A 17419-nucleotide genomic window follows, 5' to 3' on the forward strand; every position below is an offset into this window, starting at 1 on the left:
TGTGCCGGATTCGGAAAAACTCAAATCCCTATTGTACGTCCTAACGGGAATTTTATTCGTACTGGTATTGCTGGATAAATCCACCGGTTCGGGCTTCCGTAGTTCCGGATCAAAAGAGGGAAATTCCGGATTCTTTTCCAGATTCAATACGCTCGGCAAAAACAATCCTCTTCCTCCCGCAAGTCCCGGGGAAAAAGAATCCCACGAAGAGGTAATGGACAAGGCCGAGGACGAAATCTTATCCGAATTGATGCAAAACGGAACCGCATCCGTCGGCCGGGATTGGTCGGAAAGCGAATCGAACGATTCGGACGACATTTATATCCCTGTAGTTGACCCGGCACGGACTTCCGGAACGGAAAGCACGGAACATTCTCTTCGCCAGGATCCGGGAGAAGTGGAACTCTATTTCTTGAAATTCTTCGGAAAAGGAAACAAGAGCCATTCCAGGTTAGTACGTGTGAAAAGAAACTATTCCTCCGGAGACAAACTGCATTTCATCCTACGGGAATTGTCTAAAGGCCCTGCACCCGAGGAAAAAACGAAAGGGGTACTGAACGCGCTACCGCAGAAGTTCACGTACTCGAGCGAATACAGTGTCGAAAACGGAATCCTAAAACTCTCCCTAGGAAGCGAATTCGAATCCGGAGCAGGTCCGGAACTTTTGAAAGATCGAGTGGACCAGCTTTGCTATAGTTTGCTGGAAAATCTAAACATAAAGGGAATCAAGCTGTACATAAACGGTAAAAAAGTACATTCCCTTGGCGGTGTCGGCTTACCGATTCCGGAAGTTCTCACGAAGAATCCGAGGAAAATTGCCGTCTTGTAAAATGATAAATCCACTTTTTTGACACAATCACACGTTATTCGCATTTCTTAACAAAGTTCTCCAATCGATCCGACGTTTTTTTGCTTCGTACAAATTTCTTTCTTGCAGGGAGAAGGAAGGAATCTTAACCGTGGATCATAGACAGATGAAATTCGATTTAACTGTTCTAAGCGGAAAAAAGAAATGTTTCAGTGGATTCCTTTCGGTGATCTTAGAGTTCGGCACCTATTCAGGCGGATTCTATTCAGCAGCTACCCGAACGACTTTATCGAGAAGAACTTAGCGGACATTCGCCAATCACTTGCGATCCACTACTCCTTCTGTATTTTAATCAGCCTCTTCACTTTTCTGATTCCCGATTCCCGGACGTTAACGGGAGAACCGTTATTTTTACTGCATTCGAGCAGGGTCACATTGATTCTACTCTCTCTCCTATTTCTATGGAAGAATTCCCGAAAGACGGATTGGAATCCGCAAAATATGGAATCGTACAAGGTTTGGTCTTCCTCGGTACTCCTCGTATCCTTTTTACCTTTCCTTTATATGGACGAGATCCATTACGACATTTATCTACACCAAGCGACCGCCATCCTTTTGAGTATGAACATTCTGCTTTGGTTGACCACTTCCACAGTGGTTTTGGTCAATCTTGCCTTCGGAGGGGCTTTTTTCGGAGTCTGCTATCTCTCCGATTCCCTCTCGGAAGCGTTCCAAGAATTTCCGATTCTCCTGACCTACGTATTCCTAGGAACATTCGGAAACGTAATCATGAACTACTGGAGAATGATGGATTACCGGGACAAAACCAAACTTTCCAGAGCCGTGATACGACTCCGTAAAAAGAACGATCAGATCAGAAGGATCTCCAATATAGACGACCTCACGAATCTCTACAATCGCCGCTATCTGATCGAACAGTTTGATATATTCAAAAAGCGGGCACGCAGATACAAATTCAATATGGGACTGATCATATTGGATTTGGACCACCTCAAGGAGACGAACGACAAGTTCGGACACATGACTGGGGACGAGGCCCTGCAGACCTTGTCCGCAGTGATGAAATCCAGAGTCCGCGCCACCGACGTATGCGCCCGAATCGGGGGCGATGAATTCTGTATTCTTCTCGATTCCGTGGATCCGTTAGGCCTCGAAATGTTAAGCGAATCCCTTCGGAAAGGAGTGGAACACCAGGCCTTATCCGAAGAGGACGAATACGGAAATCCGATTTACGTCACCGTATCGATAGGCGCCACAATTCTACCCTTCGATCAGGATTTTACGTTCGACGATCTATACCAGTCCATCGATTCCGCTTTGTACGAATCCAAAGGCGCGGGAAGAAACAAGGTTACGATCGTAACCGCCCGTAAGCTGGAAAAAAAAAGAGATAAAACCTCTACTTCTTGGCCGCGGGAAGTTCGTATATATAGGTAAGTTCGCAATACTCCCCATCGCCGAAGTACGTCTGGGCCTTTTGTTCCAAAAAAAATAATCTGTGCTTTTGGTTTGGCTCCAACTCGTCCAGCCTTTGAGTCACCTGCAACTTGGCCGCTTCGCAGGAGGACTTTTTCATTTTAAAAAAATCCTGCTCTTCTACGGAAACGGTGGAGGCTTTTCCGACCGCATGAAACTCGTATTTATGAGGTCCTAAGGTGTTCACCGTAACGCCCGTCTCCATATGAAGCCTTTCTTTGTGCGTTCTAAAACAAGAGGAAAAAAGAAAGGATCCTGCAAAAAGCAGAATGAAAAGACGGGAAAGCACGAAATCTAGGCCAAAACTCATACCGAAACTCCTTAACACATCTTTCGAAAATAACAATATTCTTTTTGAGAAATCAAAGTACGCTTCTCTTATCAGGAAAGCGTGGGAGAAAATTCCCGCCCTTCGTACCGATCGTAGTTGTAGAGAAGGTCTCTCCGTTTCGGCTGAAAACCGCCGTCTTCGAGGAATTTCAAGGCTTCCTTTTCCGTTTTCAACCCGAAAGAGCGAAGCACATTTTCCTCGATCACCACGGAGGAGATATCATCCGCTCCGCAAAAAAGCGCGAGTTGCCCCACTCCCTTTCCCAAAACCATAACGGAAGTTTCAATATGCTGAATATTATCCAGAAAGATACGGCAGATTCCCAGTACCTTCAGATATTCCGTGGTGGGGACGGAACGCACCTTGAAACGCTTGGTCTGAGGCTGAAAAGTCCAAGGGATAAAGGAAAGAAAGCCCCCGGTTCTATCCTGTAAATTCCGGACCACGGTGAGGTGTTCTATCACTTCCGCTTTCGTCTCCTCAGAACCGAAAACGATATTCGCACTTCCGGGCAAACCCACTTCGTGACAGATTTCCATTGCTCGCACCCATTCCTGTGTACTCGCTTTTTTGGGAGAAATGATATTGCGCATCCGATCCGTCAGGATCTCCGCGCCGGCGCCCGGAACGGAATCCAGTCCGACACCTTTTAGAATTTCCAGGACTTCCGCCAAAGGTTTTCCGGTGATCTTTTCCAGATTGATGATTTCCACCGGAGAAAAGGCGCGAATATGCATGGTCGGATATTTTTTCTTAACGGAGGAAATCACGTCCAAATAATAATCGAAGGGAAGGTCCGGATATACACCTCCCTGCAAAAACATCTGGTCCGCTCCTTCCGCGACCGCATAATCCATCTTTTCCAGGACTTCTTCCTTCGAAAGCACATAGCCCTTGCCGTTTCCGATCTCGTCCATAAACGAGCAAAAATTGCATTCCACATTGCAATAATTGGTATAGTTGACTACGCGAAACATGGTATAGCTCGCGGAAGTGAGGGGAAGAATTCTGCCCCGAAGCTCCCTTGCAGTTGCCATGATTTTTAAAGGATCTCCGTTCTCGTACAATTCCAGGGCTTCAGCGGGAGAAATCCTTTCTCCATCCAAAGCTTTTTCTAAGATAAAATCGGAGGGTTGGTTCTGGAAGATTTGTCTCATTCTGGTATTGGCTTTTCCGTACTTCTTCCTTTCAGACTTTTCCTGTACCCGAAAAATGCGACTTCTTTTTCCATCTTTGATTTCAGAAAGGTAGGTTTTGCGACTAATTCTCGATTAATACAAAAAACATCCGTACCGATCTCTTACCTCATTCCGAAATAGCGCTTCCGAGAGAACGAAAACCCGATTCCTATGTCTTGTCGTATAGAACGGGCGTTACGCTAATTTTTCCTGGACAGGGTAATTCGCGATCGTTACGGTGCTTTTGAAGACCATCCAAAGACAAAGGTACTACTGAAAGATTATGACTATATCTAAGATCGCCTTCCACGTGATATTCACGGCTATGTTTGCAGTGGCGAACTTCGTATTCGTTCGCGCGGTAATCTACCGTCTCAAACTCGTTTTCAACGGTAGAAAAGCTGCCGGAACCGAAGACTTCCGGGAACATCCGAACTGGGCATTCCGAATCAAAAGCTTTCTCCTGAACGTTATCTTGCAGAAAAAGAACTTCAAAGAACCTCTTCGCGGGATCATGCATGCGTTCATCTTTTACGGATTTGTCACCTACCTATTGCATACCTCGAGCCAGATGGTTGCGGGAGTGTTCGGTTACGGACTGGAAGACGGTTATAAATTCTCTTTAGTCGGCGCCATATTCGGAGATACCGTCAACTTCGTATACGAGTATGTCCTACAATTCGTATCCGTTCTCGTCTTAGTCGGCTTGGGATTCTTCGCATGGAGACGTTGGGTCCAAAAGGCGAAAGGCTTGGACGTTCATTCTCCCGCTTCCGCCATCGTGATTGCGATGATTTCCATCCTGATGGTTTCGACTTTGCTTGGCGAAGGAGCCAAAGCGGTCGGAGCGGAATACGCGGATCCGATCCACGATGCCGCCCCGATCGCGGCAGGAATCGGAGTCGTTTGGCAGGCAATCGGAGTGGAATATTCCACTGCGGATTTGGTCGTCCAAATCATGTGGTGGACTCACATTCTCGCGGTCTTCGCGTTTATGCTCTATGTTCCCACCTCCAAGCATGCTCACTTGATCTTCGCACCTTTTAACTATTTCCTACAATCGGATACCCCGAAAGGCGCTCTCTCCAAGTTGAATCTAGAGGACGAAACCGCAGTTTGGGGAGTGAACCGGACGGAAGACTTCCCTTGGCCGAACCTTTTGGACGGCCTCTCCTGTATCGAGTGCGGTCGCTGCCAAGTGCAATGTCCCGCAAATCGTACCGGAAAAGTTCTGAACCCGAAAGCGATCATCGTGGAATTAAAACACGCGCTCATGGAAAAGATGCCGGAAGTCGCCAAAATTCGGGACACCCAACCGGAAGGTACTGCCGAGGCGGTTGCCGCACTGGACACTTCTGTGATCAACCAATATGAGGGACTTTCCGAAGAAGCACTCTGGGGTTGTACTACTTGCTATGCTTGCGTAGAAGCTTGTCCTGTGGGAAACAACCAAGTGAACGCAATCATGGAAATGAGACGTCACTTGGTTTTGGCGGAATCCAAGTTCCCGACGGAACTGCAAAACGCATTCGTAAACATGGAAAACAATTCCAATCCTTGGGGAGTCGCCGCACATTCCCGCGCGGATTGGGCGGAAGGGCTAGGAGTAAAAACTCTCGCGGAAGATTCCAACGTGGACGTGCTCTATTGGGTCGGCTGTGCGGGAGCGTACGACGATCGCAACAAACGGATCGCCCAATCCTTCGTAAAAATCCTCCAAAAAGCGGACGTAAAGTTCGGAATTCTGGGAACGGAGGAAGGATGCTCCGGAGATTCTGCTCGGAGAGGCGGAAACGAATATCTCTACCAAACGTTGGCACAAGCAAACGTCGATACGATGAACGGATACAACGTTAAAAAGATCGTAACCGCTTGCCCTCACTGCTACAATACGATCAAAAACGAATACCCGCAATTCGGAGGAAACTTCGAAGTTGTCCACCACTCGGAGTTCATCAACGAACTTTCCAAAACCGGAAAGATCGACGTCGGTGTGGCCGAAGATGCGAACGCAGGCAAGTACACGTACCACGACTCCTGCTACATCGGACGTTATAACGACAACTACGAGAATCCGAGAGACGTGGTGAAAAAAGTCTCCGGAGGAAAGTTGGCGGAACCGTCCGACCACCATACCAAGGGCCTCTGCTGCGGAGCGGGAGGAGCTCAGATGTGGATGGAAGAGCAAAACAACGATCGGGTCAATTTCAAACGAACCAACCAATTGCTCGATACCGGAGCCACGACGATCGCTACCGCTTGTCCTTTCTGTATCACGATGATTACGGACGGGGTAAAACAAGAAGGAAAGATAGAAGAAGTAAAAGTGAAAGATATCGCGGAATTGGTTGCGGAAAATCTAAAATAGACGGCAAGCACCAACCGGTGATCATTCCTTTGGGAAAGCCTCCGATTTTCGGAGGCTTTTTTATTCAGGAAACGGTCTCTTTTCCGTTTTAAAACCAGGGAAGGATTCCCTCCCTACTCCCGGGAAACTGTTCTAAAACGATCGGAATAAAAAAAAGCGGAACAAGTCCGTCCCGCCTGAATCATCTGGTGCAAATACGGTACATACGACGGAACGAAGACGAGAACCCTACGGAAGATTCCGATTTTTTAACGGGAAAAAGGGGATTTTTCCACCAAAACCGAATGGCGACGGAATCCTTGCTTTTGCCCCAAACGCCCCCCGAATTCCCGGAAGGGAGCCTTAATTCTTAAGTTTTTTGCTCAGGCGGTCGTACAGGGTATTTTCCACATCAAGCAGAGTCTGTTCCCCGTTATTAAAGATGGAATGTCCTTTTAAGATCGCTTCCCAGGCGATGACACCGCTCTCGATATCCACCGCTTTTACGATCACTTCCGCTATAAAATGAGCTCGTACTGCCTTTTTGGCAACGTTATAATGGGTGATCTTTCCGAAGAGGGCGTAATTCGCATTCAGTAGTTTTCCTATATTCAAGCCGTCACTTTCCGCCAAGCCGGTCTTACTGAACGTCATTTCGTTTACCAATTTGTCGACCCGACTTCTCTCCAATACGGTCAACCCGGTTTTGACCAATGCCATTTCCGCCTTTTCCCGATTCCGGTCCTCGATGATCTTACGACGGTTTTCCACAGCTTGCTTCAATTGCAGTCCTTCCGCCATGTCGAAAGGGAAAACGATGTATTTGTCCTTTCCCGGTTGGGAAATTCCGACTTTCCCCACGGTGACTTGCACTTCATATCTAGGCAATGCGCTCCGGCAATCCAGAAAGAGAAGGAGAGAGGAAACCAGGAAAGGGATATAAGGAAGGATTTTTTGATTCATGTGTTCTCCAATTCGATGTGATTCGGAAACGATGTCTCCGTGCCCGCTTCGTTCGAGCGGCGGAAAAACGGATCAATGCTTACCGCAATACCTGATTTTTCAATCCAAACTTTGTTCTCGGCGGAAAAAGTAGCGGTACCGATTTGCTAAGCGAAATATAGGCCGCGCAAAAATGGCGAACCGGGATTCGAGCAAAGGAAAGATCGGACCCTATATATTCCGTTTTCTTAATTCCTTTTCCGTCCGCGCAGTCGAAAAATCGGGTTTCAAAAAATTCGATTCAAAGCTTGGGAATCTCTTGGGTCGGATAATCCAAAAGCCGGATCTCCGGATTTTTCTTTTGAAAATACCCCTTTTCCCATTCGGAATCGAAGAGTAAGGCGGCTCTGCCGATGCTATCCGTAACGAGATTAGAACCGCTGGGAACCTTCCCCAAGTCCTCTGCCGGAAGCCAACAGGAAACTTGGTAAGGAAGGACATTGATATTGGTAGGAGCCCCATACTCGTCCTGCAACCTTCTGCGGAAAACCTCGAACTGCAATTGCCCCATCGCTCCGATCACGGGAAGTCCCCCGCCTACCGTTTGGGAGGTAAACAAATGCAGAATTCCTTCTTCCGCCAATTGTTCGATTCCCTTGCGAAAACTTTTTAAGGCCCCCGTTTCAACGCAGGACAAAGTAGCGAAAATCTCCGGAGCAAAAACAGGCAGAGGTTTTAAGTCCGGCACTTTCCCCGACGCTAGGACGTCTCCGATGGAGTACGTTCCTGGATTGACGAGTCCGATAATATCTCCCGGATAAGCCTCGTCCACGGTATTCCTGTCCTGACCGAAAAAGGCGAAGGAGGAGGAAAGCTTCACCTGTTTGCCCAACCTTCCGTGGTTCACGTTCAGTCCTCTCTCGAACTTACCGGAACAAACTCGCAAGAAAGCGATCCTGTCCCGGTGCGCCTTATTCATGTTCGCTTGGACTTTAAATACGAACCCGCTGAAAGGGGTCGTCACCGGATCCAATCTGGAACCGTCTCTTAACGGAAAGTACAACGGCGGAGGAGCGATTTCCAAGAAATGATCCAAAAACAACTGGATTCCGAAATTGTTCACCGCCGATCCGAAAAATACGGGAGTGATCTTGGATTCCAAGAATTCCGTTAGTGAGAAGGTTCCGATTCCGTCCTCTACTAATTCTACCTCTTCCCGAAACGCCTTTAGAACCCAATCCTCGAACATGGAATCCAGACTCGAGTCCTCTACTCCGGAGCTCTGGAATGCGGATTTTTGAGCTCCTCCCGGAGTTTTATCGTACGTGTAGATCTTTTTATCGATGCGGTTATAGACTCCGCTAAAATCCACACCCGTACCGATCGGCCAAACCATCGGTATCGCCGTGATCTCTAAGACCTTTTCGATTTCGTCCAGTAGCGCGAAAAGCTGCTTCGTGGGCCGGTCCATCTTGTTCACGAACGTAACGATGGGAATCCCACGATCCCTACATACTTTGAAAAGTTTGATCGTTTGGGGCTCCACGCCCTTTCCCGCATCCAGAACCATGACGGCCGTGTCTGCGGCAATCAAGGTACGATACGTATCTTCGGAAAAATCCTCGTGCCCCGGAGTATCCAGAAGATTCAAAACGTGGTTTTTATATTCGAATTGCAGTGCAGCGGAGGTGATGGAGATTCCTTTTTCTTTCTCCATCTCCATCCAGTCGGAGGTCGCTCCCTTTCGATTCTTCCTCGCTTTTACGGCCCCGGCGAGTTGGATCGCGCCTCCGTAAAGCAACAGCTTTTCCGTAAGAGTGGTTTTCCCGGCGTCGGGATGGGCGATGATCGCAAAGGTTCTCCTGCGTTTTGTCTCTTCTTCTACACTTCTTTGGGTTATCGCCGATTCAGACACTCTCCGTTTCTCCTTGCAAGGAATACGATTTTCCGGGCTCGGGCCTTGTCAGCACGAAAACCCCGGATTTATTCACGGATTCGTATCTATCCGGTAAACGCCTCGTAATCAGATTGCCCCATATTCCATTCTCGAAACTTCGAATTCGGACTTTCCTTCTTCCGAATGGAACGCTTTTTTCCCCGGAAAACACTCGGGAGGGGGAATCCCTCCTCCTATTTTTCCGTTTCCTTTTCCTCGCTTTTCAGGTTGTCTTGCATTAAGAGCCGTAGTTTTCTGGCCTTTGATCGTCGATAATATGCAATCGCCTAAGACCAAACATCTGATATCCTGGAAAGACTGGACCGATCACGAGGTCTTGGATCTGTTGCAGTTCGCGATCCATGTAAAACACCATAGAGCCAATTATTTGGGCCACATGACGGGGCGCACCCTCGCCATGCTCTTCCAAAAAACCTCCACAAGGACCCGGGTTTCCTTCGAAGTCGCCATGACCGAAATGGGAGGTCATGCGATCTATCTGGACTGGATGACTTCCAACTTCCTCCTTTCCGACATCGATTTAGAAGCCGAATATTTATCCCGGAACGTTTCCGTAATCATGGCGAGGATGAGAAAGCACGAAGACCTTCTACAATTGAAGGAAGGTTCCCAGGTGCCGGTCATCAACGGATGCTGCAATATGTTTCATCCCTGCCAATCCTTGGCGGATATATTGACCATCGCTTTGGATAACTCCAAGCCTCTTTCGGATCTGCAAATGACCTACATAGGAGTTCACAACAATGTAGTGAACTCGCTCATCGGAATCACTTCCGCGTTGGGAATGCGATTGACTCTCGTGACCCCGATTGCCGATCCCGAAAACATAGACGCGCCCACGGTGGAACAAGCCAAAAAGAAAGGCACCTTGTTCTGGGAGACCGATCTGATCCGAGCCGTGAAGAAAGCGGATTATATCTATACGGATACCTGGGTAGATATGGAGTTTTTTAACGATCCGAATTTCGCGGATAAGAAAAAGGCGAGAATGGAACTCATGATGCCCTACCAGATCAACGAGGCGCTTTTAAAAGAAACGAGTGCCAAAGTGATGCACGATATGCCCATCCATTCCGGATACGAGATAACGAGAGAAGTGGTCAGAAGTCCCCGCTCGATCATCTTCCAGCAGGCAGAAAACCGGTTAGACGCGCAGAAAGCGGTGATATTGCAGCTCTTAGAAGCCTAGGACAGGATCTCTAAAAATCCGTTGCCGGGAGGACCCGCTCCGAGAACGCTGTTCCCAAGAACGGCCGCGATCGGCTTTAAAAACGGAAACAAAGGTATTTCTATGTCCAAACAAACCCATCCCAAGGATGCGCTATTCGAAGGAGAGAAGCCCTTCCCCATCATTCCTGCATGCGAGCACTTTGCCGGATCCGAAAAACTGATTACCAAAGCTCTGGAACTCCAGAACAAACTCGGTGGCCTCTTCGACATCACGATGGACTGCGAAGACGGAGCCCAAACCGGAAAAGAAAAAGAACACGCGGAGATGATCGTCCGCATCCAGAACTCCGAGCTGAACAAGCACAATATGAGCGGGGTTCGTATTCACGATTATACCAACTCTTACTGGAAACAAGACGTCGACATTATCGTTCCTGGCGCGGGACAAAAGATCGCTTACATTACCATTCCAAAACCGACGAAAGCGTCTCAAGTCGAAGAGATGATCGGGTACATTCAAAAAGCGGCCCAAAAAGCTGGAATCAAACGTGAAATCCCGATCCACGTACTGATCGAAACCCACGGAGCTCTGTGGGATGTGGAAAAGATCGCAGCTCTCCCCTGGATGCAGGTCCTGGATTTCGGTCTGATGGATTTCATTTCAGGACACCACGGAGCCATTCCTGCGGCTTGCATGAAGAGCCCGGGACAGTTCGATCATGAACTCCTACGTCGCGCGAAATCCACCGTAGTGGCCGCCGCTCTGGCACACGGAGTGATTCCCGCCCACAACGTTACATTGGATCTCAAAAACCAGTATCAAACCTACAAAGACGCAAAACGTGCTCATGATGAGTTCGGCTTCCTTCGTATGTGGTCCATCTACCCCGCTCAGATCCAGGCGATTCTGGACGCGATGTCTCCGGACTATAGTGAAGTTCAGACTTCTGCGGAGATACTAGTAAAAGCCCAAGATGCAGAATGGGGTCCGATCCAGCACGCGGGAGACCTCCACGACAGAGCGACCTACCGTTACTTCTGGGAAGTGTTGCAAAAAGCGAAGATCACCGGAATCGCAATCCCGGAAGAAGCCTCAAAAAGATTCTTCTAATTTAAAAGGGAGAATCCATTTCGGAAAAGCCGCAGGTGAAATTGCGGCTTTTTTTATTCCCCACCCTACTCTGGGTGGGGGCCGGTGCGGTGGTACCCCGTCCAAAGCGACATCACAACGCGCTTAGCACGGATCCTTATTTATGTAAACCTTTTTCCGTAAAAATTGTTTGTATGAGGTCCTGCATGTAAAGTGCGCAAAAAGAAGTCGTGGATATCAATTTTTTGTGATGGAGAAATGGCGGGATTGTCTCACCACCCCACCCTACTCTGGGTGGGGGCCGGTGTGGTGGTACAGCAATGCCTATAGCACAAAACTTTTCCTTGGGCAAGCGATTTTGCTCGTCCCTTCTCTGTAGGAGCTCCCACAAAGACGGAACCGTGAATCTTATTTATTGAATCGATCGTTCAACTTTCCGATCAGCTCGGAGAGACTACGTTCCATATAATCCCAGGCCTTTTTGCTCATCGGCTCTAAGGGCATTTTTTTTTGGAGTTGTTTGAAGCGATCGAAGGATTCTCTGGCAAAATCCAGAAAACGACGAGGAGTGATTCCTAAGCGATCGAACTGCGCCTCGTTTGCATTGAATAGCTCGGCGACTCTTTCCCGGTACTCTCCTTCCAAAAAATAAAAACGAAGGTCCGACATGGACTCATCCATCGTTTTATAGATCTTGGAGCCGGGACCATCCTCTTTCTTAACGGACGCTGGGGGATCAGGTCTGACTATGATGACGCTTTTTGACTTTTCCTGTTCTTTTTTTGCGAGTTTCTGAAATTTCTCCCGTTTCAGAACATCGCTTAGAGTCGTTTTCTTCTTTTCCGCCAATGGTTTCGGACCCTTTTACGTTCTATGCATCGAAGACTCGATTCGAAACTAGCATATAAACTCGGAAAATTTGTGTCCAGTAGTTTACGCCGCTTTTTAGATTGGAGGACAAGACCGATCCCTATTCCCCTATCTTCCCGAATCGATTCGTACTCTCCGCATGAACCTTTAGACGAGAGGATCTTTTTCTCCCAACTTCCGGAGTTCGCAATTTTGTAGCCAATTGCATCGTAGACAGATCGGATCCTCCAGATTATAGGTCGGCGGCGGACAAAGATTCGTATCCTTGGCTTGGATGGGAAAGAGAAACTTCTTTTTTTCTTCCTTCGAGGCCAGAGACTCAAGAGTTGCGAGAAGGTCCTTGTTCTTACGGATTTGAATTTCGAAGGAATCCTCCAGGGATTCCGTTTTGGCCGGGATCTCCCGCCTTCCCCGTTTCAGAAACATAGGTCCCTTAAAAGGTTTTCCCCAATGAGAAAGTAGCCTCCATCCTAAGAATCCGAACACAGTGCCTCCCAAATGCCCCGAATTGCTCATCATTCCGAAAAAGGATTGATGACCTTCGTTTTGTCGGTACTGCAGAAAGGTAAAAAGGTCGTAAGCAAAACCCACCCCTACCAAAACCCAAGGAGCGTATTTCGCTCGCACAGGGGGAAAGACGAATCTCGCGTCCGGAAAAATCAGACCGAATACCGCCAGAATTCCGAATACGCCGCCGCTCGCGCCGATGGTAACCGTATGATAGCTATCCCAGGCGCTATATTCCGGAACCAAACCGGAGGCATGACCGATATATGCAAAAAGAAGAATAAAGATCCCGCCTCCGAGTTGGGACAACAGATAAATGGTAAAAAATTTCCATTCGCCTACGTAACGGCATACCCAGAAACCGAGGGTATAGAGACCGAACATATTCATTCCTATGTGTAGGAAGGGCATAAAAAATCCCTCTCCGACCACGTGCAGAAAACCGTAGGTGAACACCTGCCAGACCATTCCTTTTTCGACGAGCAAACTAGGATTCAGACCGAAAAAGTAGGTTAAAATTCCGCTCCCGGACTCGAGCATCAGCAAAATCCAAACGAGAAGATTTACGATGAGGATGAGATTCAGCGGATGGAATATGGAAAATCCGAACAGCTTCAGACTAAACCCGGAATTTCTCTTTGCCATTCAACAAGGATTCAGGGAACTGGTAGTGGAGTCAAGTAGGCAAAGCCGGGGCTGATCGCCCCGGTTCGTCCTCATCCCTTGGGAGTTCGGGATGATTTCAATCACACTGTAATGATCGTAGGAAAGGAGGGGCCTCTTTAGCATTTAGGGCCAAAAAAATCTTGGAAAAGCAGAATTTACGTCCGATTTTTTGGGAGGGAGAAGTTCTCCGTCTGTTGGACCAACGACTGATCCCCGGAAAAAAAGAATGGTTCCTCGCGTCGAACGCTCAGGACGTCATTTTTGCGATTCGTGAAATGATCGTAAGAGGGGCTCCCGCGATCGCCATCACCGGATTATTCGGAGCCGTTTTGGAACTCAAAAAGGTCGGATCCAAACCTTCCTACGCCGAATTCGAATCCTTGCTTTTTCGCATCCTGGAATCCAGACCTACTGCAGTCAATCTACGGACAGCCTTGGAAGAATTGAAATCTCTCTTCCCTCCGCAATCTTACGACTCCTTATCCTTTTCCGAAATGAAAAACAAAGCGGAAGAGTTTGCCGTCGCTACCTACGAAGAAGACATTCGAAATAACCTTTCTCTCGCGGAACATGGACTTTCCCTTTTTTCGAAAAAGGATCGCAAGCTCCGAATCCTGACTCATTGCAACACTGGTGCCTTAGCTACCGCCGGACACGGAACCGCATTGGGGGTGATCCGATCCTTGCATAAGGCGGGTTTCGACTTAACCGTATATGCGGATGAAACAAGACCGTATCTCCAAGGCGCGCGACTGACCGCCTGGGAATTGAAAGAGGAAGGAATCGAATCCTATCTCATCACGGATAGCATGGCCGGTTGGGTTATGGCTACGCAAAAGATAGATGCGGTGATCGTAGGAGTGGATAGAGTCGCAGCAAACGGGGATTCCGCCAATAAAATCGGCACATACCCATTGGCCATAGTGGCCAAGTACCACGGAGTTCCGTTTTATATCGCAGCCACGGAAAAGAGTTTCGATTTTCGGATCCCTTCCGGCAAAGAAATTCCGATAGAAATGAGAAACCAAGACGAAGTCACCAGATTCAGTTTCTTAAAAAAAACGGACGGAACGCCTGTTCTGGAAGAAGGAATGATCGCACCAGTGGATGTAAAAGCGTTGAATCCGTCTTTCGACGTCACTCCGGCCGATTTAATCGCTGCGTTTATAACGGAAAGAGGGATCGTAAAGCCGCAGGACATCCGATCGGTATTCGGCTAAAGCCTCCGATCGGGGTTTTCTTTCTTCCTACTTTTGGGGCTTTACCGCGACCATCGCGGCCTTGTCCTGTCCCGGATGGAAACGCATCATGAATGCGGATTGGAATTTCTCCACCTTTTCGATCTGCCTTCTGTATTTGATCACGCCTCCCTTGTACGCACCTTTTCGGACCACAAGTTGCACTTCCCCTGGATGAAATCTAGCCGCTTTTAAAGCCTCCACTTTGTTTTTCAAAGCTTCGATAAATCGGCTTTTCTCGTTATATTCCGCGAAGACCTTACGATATCCTTCTTTTTTCTCTTCGGGAATTTGACCTCTGGATCTCTGCACGAGCTGCTTGATCTGCTGGATCTTGGGAAGAACCTTCTCCATCTCTTTTTCCGCGGAGTGAAGTCTTTTCGTCAATTCTTCGAAGGCACGATCATTTCTATAATGAAATCCTAATTCTACTACCGTATCCAATTCCGCCTGAGAGCCCAAATGTCCGCAAACCAATCCGGTAAAAGCGGTCACAGTGGAGGACACCAGGTTCGAGTTCGCCCCGTTCAAAGCGACGGTTCCGAGGCAAAAGATTTTCGAGTTCAGAACGAACCCTTCCACCACCAGATCCCCGTCCACTTCTATCTCGGCGTTTTCGATGAACTTCGCGGAAAGATGTCCTCCCACTTTGATTACGTTCTTGCCGTCGCCCTTGATTCCGCCGCTCACTTCCAGATCCCTTCCGACCTGGAGTTCGGAAGATTCCACGTTTCCTTTTACGATCAAACTTCCGTTCGTGGTTACGGAGGCGCCCGGCTCGATGTCCCCCTTGACGACGACATTACCGTCGTAGTTGACGTTCCCGGTTCCGAGTCCTACGTTGGAATCGATTTGCAATTCCTGGGAAACGGTTACCGAAGTTTCCGTAGAAAAGATAGCGCCGTTCGTGCTCGAAAAATATTCCCGCAATTCCTTTCCGTCCACTAACCCTGTTCTTTCCTGAACGTTCTTACCGATCGTAAGCTTGGGACGTTTGATCGAGGGGGGAGCGATGGGTTTTCCGAAGACGTCGACTCCTTGCTTTCCGGGAATCCCTTCGAAAAGACTCGCGAGCTTCTCTCCCTCTTTTACATAAATATAACGTTCGATATTTCTGAAATCGGCTTTTCCATCTTCTCCGATCTTCACGCGCTGGGCCTGAGGATGGTAGAATTTCACCCAACCGTCTTCCCCTTTCATTGCAGGGACTCCCGCTGCGATCGGAAACGTGACCGGAGAAAAATTCATTTTGGAAGTGGCTTCCGCGAGTTGCTTCAGGACTTGGTAGATTTTATCGTTCAGAACCCGTTCTTGGGAAATGTCTCTTCCGTGCAAGAACTCCAGAATGACTCCGGTAGATAAGGCTCGCCCTCTGATCATTCCCGGACGGATCGTAAGCTCCGCGGATAAAGCATCATTGGCCACCTTTAAGGTGAATACGCTTTCCCAGCTAGTATCTTGTTCAGGCAACCCTGACTTTTGTTCAGTACTCACTGCCATTCTACCTTACTAACAATCGAGCCCTGGTCTCTGTTGCTTCGTTTTTTGGAAACAACTCTAAGTTAACAAGTTTCTGACTTTTCGATTCTTAGTTCTTTTTTTTCACGTCGACAAGAGGAACCACCGACCACTGTCGAAGTCTCACATGCCTCCATATATTCGTCGACTAACAAACGGTCCGACTCGAGGTATTTTAGGACGAAACTAGTAACTTACCTGACGGATAATTTCGTATAAAACCTCACCCTATTTACGAAAAATCCGACGCCTTTTCAAGAAAATATCCCCAGAGACGCGCCAAAGGCAGAATCTCGGGGATTTGGGTGTAGAACGGCAAATGATCGCCGTGGGTCAATAATTTTGAGCTCAAATGGCTGGAGGCAATTTTCCGTTCTCGCAGGGCGGAATATAAGGTTTCGGACTCGGCCGGCGAAATTACCGGATCATCCGCACCGTGCAACAAAGCGATCGGGGACCGCCAGGACTCGACGACTCCCCTAGGGGAATTTTCCCGGATGAAATTCCGAGGGAGTTGGTTCAAAATCTCTTCGGAGAGAGTTCGGCTCGAAAAGAGGAAGTACCCACGTTTCTCACGAATTCCCTTTCCTTTTCCGAGAGATCCGAAATCAATTTCGGTGCGACGGCCGCGTCTCCGGTCCGTTGCAAACCCGCATCCAAGGAGGATTCCAGATAAAACCGTTTTAAACCGGTAAGCTCGGAACGGACCTTGTCTACGTAATTGTACAGTACCACAAAAACCGCATATGGATCCCTCTCGAAATTCGAAACCACATATGGGAGCGTCGTTCCAAAATCGAAGTAGGTGCCGACGAGAAGGGTCGCGCCCAGTCTCGACTGATCCTCTTCTTGCGCGAGCGCAACCATCCCCATTCCGGCGGAAAAACTCGCGGAAAGAAAGGAGACAGACTTCCCTTCCCGTTTTCCGATGGCCCGGAAAACGGACCGAATTTTTCGGACGGTTTCGTCGGTAATCTGCAGATTCTTCACTTCCGTCAGTTCAGGGAGATACACTTTGAACCCTGTATTCCTCAGGTGGGTCGCCAGCACCAAAATTCTCTTGTCCTCGATTCCTTTGGCGCTCATTCCGTGCTGTAGATAAATTACCGGAGAGTTATCTTCAGGACCGAGAATCTTCGTTCGTACCGAGACTCCGATTTCCGACTCCAATTCGACTTCAAGAATCGGAGATATGGGAGAATCTCGAAATCCCGCATAACGTAATAAAAAGGGAAACCCGGTAAATATGGTATCGTCGATCATTTCGATTTAGGATAAGATCTCGCGAATCCGAGAGGGT

General features: G+C 48.3%; 15 protein-coding genes. 6 read left to right on the plus strand and 9 right to left on the minus strand.

Features of this window, described 5'->3' with window-relative positions:
- The first annotated feature begins 1 nt into the window (after position 1).
- Together EHO60_RS02275 and EHO60_RS02280 are read left to right on the plus strand one after the other, a co-directional pair.
- A complete protein-coding gene (locus EHO60_RS02275) occupies positions 2-829 on the plus strand; it encodes a GerMN domain-containing protein (RefSeq protein ID WP_135766560.1) in 828 nt (275 codons plus the stop codon).
- A gap of 183 nt (positions 830-1012) precedes the next feature.
- Entirely contained in the window at positions 1013-2266 is a 1254-nt protein-coding gene (locus tag EHO60_RS02280) for a GGDEF domain-containing protein (RefSeq protein WP_135766561.1), read from the plus strand.
- On the opposite strand, the gene EHO60_RS02285 is transcribed toward EHO60_RS02280, so the two are convergent.
- Positions 2229-2615, minus strand: a complete 387-nt coding sequence (locus tag EHO60_RS02285) for an LIC11299 family lipoprotein (protein ID WP_135766562.1) — start codon at positions 2613-2615, stop codon at positions 2229-2231. The two genes, EHO60_RS02280 and EHO60_RS02285, sit on opposite strands and share 38 nt — an antisense overlap.
- Positions 2616-2686: 71 nt before the next feature.
- A complete protein-coding gene (gene mqnC / locus EHO60_RS02290; RefSeq protein WP_135766563.1) occupies positions 2687-3793 on the minus strand; it encodes a cyclic dehypoxanthinyl futalosine synthase in 1107 nt (368 codons plus the stop codon).
- A 304-nt stretch (positions 3794-4097) separates the two neighbouring features.
- Here mqnC and EHO60_RS02295 point away from each other — a divergent pair, with 304 nt between their 5' ends.
- On the plus strand, positions 4098-6182 hold the full coding sequence (locus tag EHO60_RS02295) for a heterodisulfide reductase-related iron-sulfur binding cluster (protein ID WP_135766564.1): 2085 nt from the start codon (positions 4098-4100) through the stop codon (positions 6180-6182).
- Between the two features lie 342 nt (positions 6183-6524).
- On the opposite strand, the gene EHO60_RS02300 is transcribed toward EHO60_RS02295, so the two are convergent.
- Positions 6525-7124, minus strand: coding sequence for a CsgG/HfaB family protein (locus EHO60_RS02300; protein ID WP_135766565.1), 600 nt, complete (start codon positions 7122-7124; stop codon positions 6525-6527).
- Positions 7125-7404: 280 nt separating this feature from the next.
- Positions 7405-9018, minus strand: a complete 1614-nt coding sequence (locus tag EHO60_RS02305; protein ID WP_135766566.1) for a peptide chain release factor 3 — start codon at positions 9016-9018, stop codon at positions 7405-7407.
- A 298-nt stretch (positions 9019-9316) separates the two neighbouring features.
- Between EHO60_RS02305 and EHO60_RS02310 the strand changes: the two genes are divergently transcribed.
- Together EHO60_RS02310 and EHO60_RS02315 are read left to right on the plus strand one after the other, a co-directional pair.
- Positions 9317-10249 (plus strand): ornithine carbamoyltransferase, encoded by a 933-nt coding sequence (locus EHO60_RS02310; protein ID WP_135766567.1) that lies wholly within the window; start codon positions 9317-9319, stop codon positions 10247-10249.
- Positions 10250-10351: 102 nt separating this feature from the next.
- Positions 10352-11341, plus strand: a complete 990-nt coding sequence (locus EHO60_RS02315; RefSeq protein ID WP_135766568.1) for an HpcH/HpaI aldolase/citrate lyase family protein — start codon at positions 10352-10354, stop codon at positions 11339-11341.
- 387 nt (positions 11342-11728) lie between these two features.
- Here the strand turns inward: EHO60_RS02315 and EHO60_RS02320 are convergent, their stop codons facing one another.
- Both EHO60_RS02320 and EHO60_RS02325 read right to left on the minus strand, forming a co-directional pair.
- Positions 11729-12169: an LIC11177 family protein gene (locus EHO60_RS02320; RefSeq protein ID WP_135766569.1), complete on the minus strand. Its 441-nt coding sequence runs from the start codon at positions 12167-12169 to the stop codon at positions 11729-11731.
- 168 nt (positions 12170-12337) lie between these two features.
- On the minus strand, positions 12338-13342 hold the full coding sequence (locus EHO60_RS02325) for a rhomboid family intramembrane serine protease (protein WP_135766570.1): 1005 nt from the start codon (positions 13340-13342) through the stop codon (positions 12338-12340).
- A gap of 161 nt (positions 13343-13503) precedes the next feature.
- Here EHO60_RS02325 and mtnA point away from each other — a divergent pair, with 161 nt between their 5' ends.
- Positions 13504-14583: an S-methyl-5-thioribose-1-phosphate isomerase gene (gene mtnA / locus EHO60_RS02330; protein WP_135766571.1), complete on the plus strand. Its 1080-nt coding sequence runs from the start codon at positions 13504-13506 to the stop codon at positions 14581-14583.
- A gap of 27 nt (positions 14584-14610) precedes the next feature.
- On the opposite strand, the gene EHO60_RS02335 is transcribed toward mtnA, so the two are convergent.
- The 3 genes from EHO60_RS02335 to EHO60_RS02340 all read right to left on the minus strand — a co-directional run bounded on the left by EHO60_RS02335 (position 14611) and on the right by EHO60_RS02340 (position 17382).
- Positions 14611-16101, minus strand: a complete 1491-nt coding sequence (locus EHO60_RS02335) for a DUF342 domain-containing protein (RefSeq protein WP_135766572.1) — start codon at positions 16099-16101, stop codon at positions 14611-14613.
- A 250-nt stretch (positions 16102-16351) separates the two neighbouring features.
- The gene (locus tag EHO60_RS17340; RefSeq protein WP_342775984.1) at positions 16352-16642 is read right to left on the minus strand and encodes an alpha/beta hydrolase family protein; all 291 of its coding nucleotides are present in this window, start codon (positions 16640-16642) and stop codon (positions 16352-16354) included.
- Entirely contained in the window at positions 16639-17382 is a 744-nt protein-coding gene (locus tag EHO60_RS02340) for an alpha/beta hydrolase (RefSeq protein ID WP_342775985.1), read from the minus strand. The genes EHO60_RS17340 and EHO60_RS02340 overlap by 4 nt, the downstream gene beginning before the upstream one ends.
- Positions 17383-17419: the final 37 nt, after the last annotated feature.

Source organism: Leptospira fletcheri, assembly GCF_004769195.1.
Lineage (GTDB): Bacteria > Spirochaetota > Leptospiria > Leptospirales > Leptospiraceae > Leptospira_B > Leptospira_B fletcheri.